The sequence below is a fragment of the Streptomyces sp. NPDC003379 genome (assembly GCF_053589195.1).
This window is the reverse complement of record NZ_JBSFRK010000098.1, coordinates 1-9,936: the sequence shown is the minus strand read 5'-3', so window position 1 is coordinate 9,936 and position 9,936 is coordinate 1. Positions and strand designations below refer to the sequence as shown.

Sequence of the window (9,936 nt, the reverse complement as noted above, 5' to 3'; positions counted from 1 at the left end):
TCCGTCGAGGTGACCTCGTCGCCAGGTTCGCGGCGGCTCGCCGCGGCGCTGCGGCGCACCGGCGCGGGGCCCGCGGCCCAACGGTTCTACGACGACCCCCTCTCGCCCCCCTCTACCCACCTATACGTTCTTGAGGGAGTGGTTGATGACACGGCCGTAGACGTTGGCCCTCATCCACTGCTTCTTGTCGATCTGGAAGTTGCTGCCCTTGAACGCGATGCTGCCTTCCCAGACGACCGATGCGTCGACGTTGTGGCCACGGGAGCAGTGGCCACCCTGGCACCAGCCCCACTTGCTCAGCGACTTCTTTGGGGTCCCCTTGGAAATGCTGATGACACCGGTGAGGTTCCTCTTTCCAGCGTCTGCGTAGTTCGCCTTAGTGATGTCTCGCCCATTGCTGTGGAAGTTCACCCAGAGGCTGAGCTTCATGACCTTCACACCCAGGAGCTTCAGATGGGTGGTGTACTTCGCCTCGTGATTGCCCCTGGGGAGCGGCTTCCTCGCTGCGGCAGATATGCCGCTGATGGTGCGCTCCTGCTTAATGGTGACGTCACCGTTGTGCAGCGAGGATGTGCTGCTCGCACTCCGGGAATAGGCGGATACTCCGTTCCTCTGGCCCGTGGTCTTGTCGAGGAACGACTTGAGCACGGCCGGGTCGTGGAGGTAGCCGATGAACTTCTGCTGCTCGGTCGGCGTCAGCTGTTGGAAGCCCTTCAGGGCATCGGCGGCGCCCTCTTCATGCGAGTGCCGCAGGTAGCTGATGTAGGAGGCAGGCGTAGCGGCGGGGTCGTTCAGCTCGGCCTCGGCCTGCGTGGCGCCGGTGGCGGAAGCCTGCGCTGCAGTACTCACGAGAATGGCGGCAGCACTGAGAATTGTTGCGATCGCATGCGTCGTACGAGTCTTCATTAATGTTCCCCGAATCGTTGGAGCGAAGGTCTCCTGATCTTGGTGCCTGGGTTGGTCATCACCGGACACGATCAAGATCATGACAGTTAGCACTCGCAACGAGCAAGGGAGTTGAGGTTCTCCAGAGGGAGGAGCTCAGTGGCGGTACGCCTGGACAGCCTTCGTCGGTCGGTGAGGTGAGCCGGCCGCCACCGGGCAATCCGCGTCGCTCCTCTACGGCAGCGTGGCTGATCGCCCGGCAGGACAAGCGGCTATTCAAGTCTGCAGTGGCTCATGCGGACTTCGTGCAGAAGAGGAACTCCTTGCCCTTCCCGGTCTCCGCGTAGAAGCCGGTCGCGCCCTCCACCTTGCGGCACTCCGTCTCCGCGCTGATCTGGGTGAAGTGTCCGTCGATCTTCTTGATGACCTTGGCCTCGGCCTCGGACGAGGAGCAGTCCACGACCTCCATGCGGTCCGAGGACGACGAGGCGGGCTTCAGGCAGTCGCCCACCGCTGCGGTCTCCGCGTCGTCCCGGCTGGCCCACCAGCCAACCGCGGCCATGATGGCAACGACGACCACGGCTGCGCCCCGCAGATACGTCTTTATGGGGCGGCGCCGAGGCTGAGCCGGAGGAACCGGCGCCCCCTGGTTGAAGGCCGGGTACGGCTGCTGGGGGGCGGTCGGTTGGCCCTGCTGCGGGGGGTACGGCGCGCCGGCCTGGGGCTGGCCGTAGGGGTTCTGGCCCTGGGGCGGGTACGGAGCTTGGCCCTGGGGCGGCGGAGTGGTCACTTTGGGGATCCCCCTCGAACGAGAGCGCGATGGCGCGAATACGACGCCCGTAAGTTATCGGGAGGCGGTGACAACCCTGAAGCCGAGAGAGGCTCTGTGGCACTGATGTGACACTTACTGCACGCCAAACCGGGCCATAGCAGCAGCAACCGCTGCGTACAGCAGAGCCACGGTGACGACAAGCGGAACCGATCGGCCGTCAGGCGGCAGCATCAATGCGGCCACCGCGGCCGCTCCTACGAAGGCGACATTGAAGAGCACGTCGTAGAGGGAGAAGATCCGGCCGCGGAAGCCGTCTTCCACCGAGGACTGAACCACCGTGTCCGTGGCGATCTTCGCGCCCTGGGTCGTCAGGCCGAGGACGAAGGCGGCGATGAGGAGCGGGGCCGGAGCGAAGGAAAGGCCGAGCGCCGGTTCGAGGACCGCTGCCCCGCCCGCGCAGACGGCGATCCACCGGCCTGGCCCGAGCCGCCCCACCGCCGACGGCGTCACCACGGCCGCGACGAAGAACCCGGCCCCGGAGACGCCCACGGCCAGCCCGAGCAGCGCAAGCCCATCGGACTCCGATGACGTCCAGGCGTACCGGCACAGCATCAGGACCATGACCGTCAGCGCGCCGTAACAGAACCGCAGCACCGTTATGGCGGCCAGCGCGCGGGCCGCCGCGGGGCGCCGCGCCAGGTGTCGTACTCCCGCTCTCAGGCCGCGCACCGTGCCGACCAGCGCTTCACCGAGCCGGGGTCGCACCAATTCGGGGTCGGGCCCCAGCAGTTCGCGGGCCATGCGGAGCGAGGCGCACGCCGCGCAGAGGTACAGGACGGCTCCGAGGAGGACCACCGCCGCGTCCGAGTCCGGGCCTGCCAGCCGCACGACGAAGGCGAGGCCGCCGCCCACGGTCGCGGCGAGCGTGCCCGCGGTCGGCGAGAGGGAGTTGGCGATGACCAGGCGGTCGGCGTCGACGACCCGAGGCAGCGCGGCCGACAGCCCGGCGAGGACGAATCGATTCACGGCGGTGACACAGAGCGCGGAGGCATAGAAGAGCCAGTCGGGGACGCCGCTGAGCATCAGCAGGGCGGTGAGCGCAGCCAGCGCAGCGCGCAGGAGATTGCCGTGGAGGAACACCTGTCGGCGTTGCCAGCGGTCCAGGAGCACGCCCGCGAAGGGGCCGATCAGCGAATACGGAAGGAGCAGCACCGCCATCGCGGAGGCGATCGCTCCGGGCGAGGTCTGCTTCTCCGGCGAGAAGACGACGTACGTGGCGAGGGCGACTTGGTAGACGCCGTCCGCGCTCTGGGAGATCAGCCGCACGGCGAGCAGGCGCCGGAAGTCCCGCAGGCGCAGCAGGACACGCAGGTCACCGACGACAGCCATGGCCCCCACCTTCACATACGCGGAGGGCACGTACGAGGAGGGCCCCCGGGCGTACTGCCCGGGGACCCTCGACGCATGACAAGGAGAGGGCGCTTAGCGCTCGACCTCGCCCTTGATGAACTTCTCGACGCTTTCGTACGCCTCGTCGTCGAAGTACTGGACCGGCGGGGACTTCATGAAGTACGAGGAAGCCGAGAGGATCGGGCCGCCGATGCCGCGGTCCTTGGCGATCTTCGCGGCGCGCAGGGCGTCGATGATGACACCGGCCGAGTTCGGGGAGTCCCAGACCTCGAGCTTGTACTCCAGGTTCAGCGGGACATCGCCGAAGGCACGGCCTTCGAGGCGGACGTACGCCCACTTGCGGTCGTCGAGCCACGCGACGTAGTCCGACGGGCCGATGTGGACGTTGTCGGCGCCCATGTCGCGGTCGCGGATCTGCGAGGTGACGGACTGCGTCTTCGAGATCTTCTTGGACTCGAGGCGGTCACGCTCGAGCATGTTCTTGAAGTCCATGTTGCCGCCGACGTTCAGCTGCATCGTGCGCTCGAGGCGGACACCGCGGTCCTCGAACAGCTTCGCCATCACGCGGTGCGTGATGGTGGCGCCGACCTGCGACTTGATGTCGTCACCGACGATCGGCACGCCGGCCTCGGTGAACTTGTCGGCCCACTCCTTGGTACCGGCGATGAAGACCGGCAGCGCGTTGACGAACGCGACCTTGGCGTCGATGGCGCACTGCGCGTAGAACTTCGCGGCGTCCTCGGACCCGACGGGCAGGTAGCAGACGAGGACGTCGACCTTGCGGTCCTTGAGGATCTGGACGATGTCGACCGGGGCCTCGGCGGACTCCTCGATGGTCTGGCGGTAGTACTTGCCCAGGCCGTCGAGGGTGTGGCCGCGCTGGACCTGCACGCCGGTGTTCGGCACGTCGCAGATCTTGATGGTGTTGTTCTCGCTGGCGCCGATCGCGTCCGCGAGGTCGAGGCCGACCTTCTTCGCATCGACGTCGAAGGCGGCGACGAACTCGACGTCACCGACGTGGTAGTCGCCGAACTGGACGTGCATCAGGCCCGGGACCTTGGCGTCCGGGTCGGCGTCCTTGTAGTACTCGACGCCCTGGACCAGCGAGGCGGCGCAGTTGCCCACGCCGACGATGGCTACGCGAACCGAACCCATTCCGGTTGCTCCCTGTGTGATCTCGGTATTCCGGATGAAACCCCGCGGAACGCTGGGTCTCACTTGGTGGGGTCATCGGACGGATCCGGCGGCGGGTCGTTCTCCCGCCGCCGGGGCAGGCCCGCCGACTCCCCGGATGTGGTGTTCTGCTGAGCGGAGCCTTCGGGGGAGGACCGGTGCTGGTCCCGTCCCGCTCGCTCGCTCTCGATGAGCTCGTTCAGCCAGCGCACTTCGCGCTCCACGGACTCCATGCCGTGCCGCTGCAGCTCAAGCGTGTAGTCGTCCAGGCGCTCCCGGGTACGGGCCAGGGAGGCGCGCATCTTCTCCAGGCGCTCTTCGAGGCGGCTGCGACGGCCCTCGAGCACCCGCATGCGTACGTCCCGCGAGGTCTGCCCGAAGAAGGCGAAGCGGGCGGCGAAGTGCTCGTCCTCGTACGCGTCGGGACCGGTCTGCGAGAGCAGCTCCTCGAAGTGCTCCTTACCTTCCGCCGTCAACCGATAGACGATCTTGGCGCGACGCCCCGTGAGCGGAGCCGCCAGGGCGTCTTCGGAGGTGCTGCCCGCCTCTTCGATCAACCAGCCGTTGGTGACCAGCGTCTTGAGGCAGGGGTAGAGGGTCCCGTAGCTGAAGGCGCGGAACACTCCCAGCGAAGTATTGAGACGTTTCCGCAGCTCATAGCCGTGCATCGGGGACTCGCGGAGGAGGCCGAGTACGGCGAATTCCAGGATGCCGGAGCGCCTGCTCACCTTCGCCTCCCATCTGCCGCGGACCCTCAGGACGGTCTTTATGCCGAGCTGATGTATCGACTCGATACATCGAGACGATAGAACGGCGATCTGGATGAGACAAGTGGGGGCACGGTGAACGGCGTCACATCACCGATTCGTAGGAAGTAACTTGCCTGATTTGGGGTGAACTTCGGCTCTACGAGGGTTTTGACGGTGCGTAGTCTGTGCGCCATGCATGCCGCCGGGAACCAAGTGACGCCAGGTAGCGTCGTCGTCCCTGGTGTAGTGCGGGTGAGTGCCGGAACGGGCGCATCCGTACTTCGGGGGGACCGGAAACCAGCCGCCGTTTCCAGGCGCGGACAGCTGCGCCTGCCCGAGGAGTAATCGTTCGATGAGCGAGCACCGTCGCAAACCGCCGCAGCCGCAGGGCGGCGGACGCGCCGCGGCCAGGCGTGACACCCCAGGAGCGCCGTCGGGCCGCCGCGCGGCGCCGCGAGATGCCACTGGAGCGTCCTCTTCCTCCCATGAGGCTTCTTCCCGTGGGGCTTCCTCCTATGGGGCTCCGTCCTATGGAGCGCATGGATCCGGTGCCCCGGACGGAGGGGACCGGCCCTACGGCGGCCGGGCTGAGGCCCGTCGCGCCGCGCAACGCAGCGTCCCCGCCGGCGCGGGAGGAGGTCGCCGCAGGGGGGCCGAGGCCGCCGGTGGCGGCGGACGCGCCGGGGGCGGTGGGCGCCGTGGCGGGGGTGGCTCCGGCGGCTCGGGTGGTGCCGGGCGCGGCAGGGGCCGTGGCTCCGAGCCGTCCGGCAAGAAGCGGTTCATCGACTACCCGCGCGCGGGCAGGCGGGGTGCGCGGCGCTGGATTCCGTCGTGGCGCCTGGTCACCGGTCTGTTCCTCGGCTTCATCGGCAGTCTGATGGCGGTCGCCGGCATCTCGTACGCCTTGGTGGAGGTGCCGAAGGTCGACGAGGCGGCCGAGGCCCAGAACAACGTCTATTACTGGGCCGACGGCAAGCAGATGGTCGCGACCGGTGGTGAACGCAACCGGCAGATCATCGACTACGACGACATCCCCAAGGAGATGCGCTTCGCCGTCATGTCGGCGGAGAACAAGACATTCGAGGACGACAAGGGCGTCGACCCGATGGGCATCGCGCGTGCCATGGTCAACATGGCCAAGGGCGGGCAGACCCAGGGTGGCTCCACGATCACCCAGCAGTACGTGAAGAACGCGCGCCTGGGTGACCAGTCTCAGACGTTCAGCCGGAAGTTCAAAGAGCTCTTCATTTCCATAAAGGTCGGCCGGACCGAACCCAAGGAAAAGATCATGGCCGGCTACCTCAACACCGCTTACTACGGTCGTGGGGCCTACGGCATCCAGGCGGCCGCGCGGGCGTACTTCGACAAGGAAGCCAGCAAGCTGGACCCGAGCCAGTGCGCACTCCTGGCGACGGTGCTCAAGGGCGCCACGTACTACGACCCGGCCGGCTACCCCGAGATCGACCCCGCGGCCAACAGCAAGGACAACACCGTGCGCGCCAAGAAGCGGTGGAAGTGGATCCTCGACGAGGAGGTCAAGGACGGCCGCCTGACCGCCGCGCAGCGGAACAAGTACACGGAGTTCCCGAAGCTGGCGAACCCGCGGTCGAACACCCAGCTGGGCGGCCAGACCGGCTACCTCGTGGACCTGGCCAAGGCGTACGTCATCCGCAACACCGACATCACCGCCGAGCAGCTCCAACGGGGCGGCTACGAGATCCACACGACCTTCGAACGGACGAAGGTCAATGAGCTCGAGAAGGCCGTGAACAAGGTCCGCAAGGACAAGATCAAGCCGAAGCTGCGGCCGGAGAAGGACACGCACGTCCAGTTCGGTGGCGCGTCCGTGGATCCCGAGGACGGCGCGATCAAGGCGATCTACGGCGGTGAGGACGCGACGAAGCACTTCACCAACAACGCCGACCAGACCGGCGCCCAGGTCGGATCGACGTACAAGCCGTTCGTACTGGCCGCTGCCTTCAAGTACGGCGTACGCGATCCCGACGGCGCGGAGGAGCAGACCGAGGCCGAGCGCACCGTCGTCAACCCGAAGAGCCTGTACAGCGGCAAGAACGAGCTCAAGATCCAGAATTACAACGGGACGGTCTGGACCGACCGCGAGGGCAAGCAGTGGAACCAGAAGAACGACGGAGACCAGTCGTACAACCCTCCGAGCTACCAGATCGACCTTCGTGAGGCGATGAGGGAGTCGGTCAACTCGGCGTATGTGCAGCTCGGCATGGACGTCGGTCTGAGCAAGGTGAAGGAAGCGGCGATGGACGCCGGCCTCAAGGACGACAACTCCATGGCCAGCGCCAACTACCCGTCGTTCTCCCTCGGCACCTCGTCGCCGAGCGCGATCCGGATGGCCGGGGCGTACTCCACGTTCGCGGCCAGCGGCAAGCAGAACGATCCGTACTCGGTCACCGAGGTCGAACACGAGGGTGACACCGTCTACCGGCACCCGAAGAAGACCGAGCGGGTCTTCACCCCGGCGGTCGCCGACAACGTCACCGACGTGCTGAGGACCGTCGTGGAGAAGGGCACCGGCACCTCGGCCCAGCTGGGCAACCGGCCGGTCGCGGGCAAGACCGGTACGACCGACGGCAACAAGTCCGCCTGGTTCGTCGGCTACACCCCGCAGCTGTCGACGGCCATCAGCATGTACCGCCTCGACGACGACGAGACGAACAAGAAGCGCGAGTTCCTGGAGATGTTCGGCACGGGTGGCGAGGAGAAGATCCACGGCGCCTCGTTCCCCGCGAAGATCTGGCAGGACTACATGTCGAAGGCGCTCAAGGGTGAGCCTGTGAGGGCCTTCCCCGTGCCGGATGTGATCGGCAAGGTCGTCGGTGAGACGCCGCCTCCGCCGCCGAGCCCGACGGCGACCGAGGAGCCCGAGGACGAGCCCTCGTCCCCGACGCCCACGGAGACGGAGACGACGAAGCCGCCCGAGACACAGTCGCCCGAGCCCGATGAGTCCTGCAGCCAGTGGGACTGGGAGTGCAACAACGACGGCGGCGTGGACGGCGGTGCGGACGGTGGCGCCGGGAACGGTGGCGCCGATGGCGGTCCGGGCGGGGAATCGCCGCCTCCCTCGACTGCTCCCCCCGGCCAGGACGGCGGAGGGTTCATCGGCGGTCCGAGAGACTGAGCCGGGCCCGGCCCGATCGACCAGAGCGATCTGATGGTGCCGAGGGACTCCCCCGCGAATGTTTCACGTGAAACGAGGGCCGCCACACCGACCGGTGTGGCGGCCCTCGCCGCGTTCTCAGCCACGTACGGCAGGATGTCGGGCATGCCCAGTGCAGACCCCAGCGCCGACCCGGGCGCAGAGACGCCGAGCACCAGCGCGTACGAGGCCGTGAACGCGCCGGAACCGGAACCGGAGCCGGTACGGCCGACGAAGGAGGACGAGGTCGCACGGGCCGGCAGCGAGCTGCTCGGTGGCCCTCTCGGCCGAAGAGCGCTGTCCGCCGTTTCCTGGTGGTCCCCCGTGCGCGTCATCGCGCTGGTCGCGATCGGTATGTTCGCGCTCGGAATGGTCCAGAAGATGCCGTGCTACAACGGCGCGTGGTTTTTCGGTGCGAGCTCGCAGTACACGCACGCGTGCTACTCCGACATCCCGCATCTCTACGAAGGGCGCGGTTTCGCCGACGGTCTGCTGCCGTACTTCGACAAGTTGCCCGGTGACATGGAGTACCTCGAATACCCGGTCCTGACCGGGATGTTCATGGAAATGGCCTCCTGGGTGACACCCGGCAGCGGAACCATCCAGCACCAGGAGAAGATCTACTGGATGGTCAACGCGGGCATACTGATGGCCTGCACCGCGGTCGTCGCCGTCTGTGTCGCGCGCACGCACCGGCGGCGCCCCTGGGACGCACTGCTCGTCGCCCTGGCACCGGCCTTCGCGCTGACGGCCACCATCAACTGGGACCTGCTCGCCGTCGCTCTCACGGCCGCCGCGATGCTGATGTGGGCACGCGCGCGTGCCCTTGCTTTCGGCGTCCTCCTGGGCCTCGCGACGGCCGCCAAGCTCTATCCCGTGCTCCTGCTCGGACCGCTGCTGATCCTCTGCTGGCGCGCGGGCCGATGGCGCGAGTTCGGGATCGGTCTGCTCGGTGCGGCGGGCACCTGGCTCGCCGTCAACCTTCCGGTGATACTGCTCGCCGGTGACGGCTGGTCGAAGTTCTACACCTTCAGCAAGGAACGCGGTGTCGACTTCGGGTCCTTCTGGCTGATCCTCAACCAGCGCATGGACTCCCCGCTGACCACCGACACCGTCAACACCCTGGCGATGGCGCTGATGCTCGTCGCCTGCCTGGGCATCGGCGCGCTCGGGCTCACCGCGCCGCGCCGGCCGCGCTTCGTACAGCTCGCCTTCCTGGTGGTCGCCGCCTTCATCCTCACCAACAAGGTCTACTCGCCGCAGTACGTCCTGTGGCTGATCCCCCTCGCCGCACTCGCGAGGCCGCGCTGGCGAGACTTCCTGATCTGGCAGGCGTGCGAGGTGGCGTACTTCCTCGGGATCTGGATGTACCTCGCGTACACGACTAGCGGAGACGCCCACAAGGGTCTGCCCACCGAGGGCTACCAAGCGGTGATCGTCGTGCACCTGCTGGGGACGCTGTACCTGTGCGCCGCGGTCGTACGAGACATCCTGATGCCGGAACGGGACGTGGTGCGCAGAGGCGGGGAGGACGATCCGTCGGGCGGTGTTCTGGACGGGGCGGAGGACGTCTTCGTCGTGGGACCCGCGGCCCACCCCGCGCGGACCCTGGCGCACTCCTCCGAAGGACCGTTCGTGAAGTGGGGATCGGCCACCGATCTGCCGCGCTGAGGGCTCCGGGGCGGGGATTTCGCCCTGAGCGAACACCAGGGAGGCGGCGGCGGACAGAGGCCCTCTCACGGCCGGAGGGGCCGGACACGACGCATGTCGTGTCC

7 protein-coding genes are annotated in these 9,936 nt (G+C 67.3%); 2 read left to right on the top strand and 5 right to left on the bottom strand.

Going from position 1 to position 9,936, the window contains the following annotated elements; translation table 11 throughout:
• Positions 1 to 120: 120 nt before the first annotated feature.
• From ACWDVB_RS39645 to ACWDVB_RS39625, 5 genes are all read right to left on the bottom strand, one after another.
• A complete protein-coding gene (locus ACWDVB_RS39645; RefSeq protein WP_451519895.1) occupies positions 121 to 906 on the bottom strand; it encodes a hypothetical protein in 786 nt (261 codons plus the stop codon).
• 271 nt (positions 907 to 1,177) lie between these two features.
• Positions 1,178 to 1,675 carry an LppU/SCO3897 family protein gene (locus tag ACWDVB_RS39640; protein WP_451519896.1) on the bottom strand — a complete coding sequence of 166 codons (498 nt, stop codon included), beginning with the start codon at positions 1,673 to 1,675 and terminating at the stop codon, positions 1,178 to 1,180.
• 114 nt (positions 1,676 to 1,789) lie between these two features.
• Entirely contained in the window at positions 1,790 to 3,046 is a 1,257-nt protein-coding gene (locus ACWDVB_RS39635) for an MFS transporter (protein WP_451519897.1), read from the bottom strand.
• A 93-nt stretch (positions 3,047 to 3,139) separates the two neighbouring features.
• Positions 3,140 to 4,222, bottom strand: coding sequence for an inositol-3-phosphate synthase (locus ACWDVB_RS39630; RefSeq protein WP_451519898.1), 1,083 nt, complete (start codon positions 4,220 to 4,222; stop codon positions 3,140 to 3,142).
• A gap of 59 nt (positions 4,223 to 4,281) precedes the next feature.
• Entirely contained in the window at positions 4,282 to 4,968 is a 687-nt protein-coding gene (locus ACWDVB_RS39625; protein WP_451519899.1) for a helix-turn-helix transcriptional regulator, read from the bottom strand.
• 373 nt (positions 4,969 to 5,341) lie between these two features.
• Between ACWDVB_RS39625 and ACWDVB_RS39620 the strand changes: the two genes are divergently transcribed.
• Together ACWDVB_RS39620 and ACWDVB_RS39615 are read left to right on the top strand one after the other, a co-directional pair.
• Positions 5,342 to 8,143 carry a transglycosylase domain-containing protein gene (locus ACWDVB_RS39620; RefSeq protein WP_451519900.1) on the top strand — a complete coding sequence of 934 codons (2,802 nt, stop codon included), beginning with the start codon at positions 5,342 to 5,344 and terminating at the stop codon, positions 8,141 to 8,143.
• 135 nt (positions 8,144 to 8,278) lie between these two features.
• Positions 8,279 to 9,832 (top strand): glycosyltransferase family 87 protein, encoded by a 1,554-nt coding sequence (locus ACWDVB_RS39615; protein WP_451519901.1) that lies wholly within the window; start codon positions 8,279 to 8,281, stop codon positions 9,830 to 9,832.
• Positions 9,833 to 9,936 lie beyond the last annotated feature (104 nt).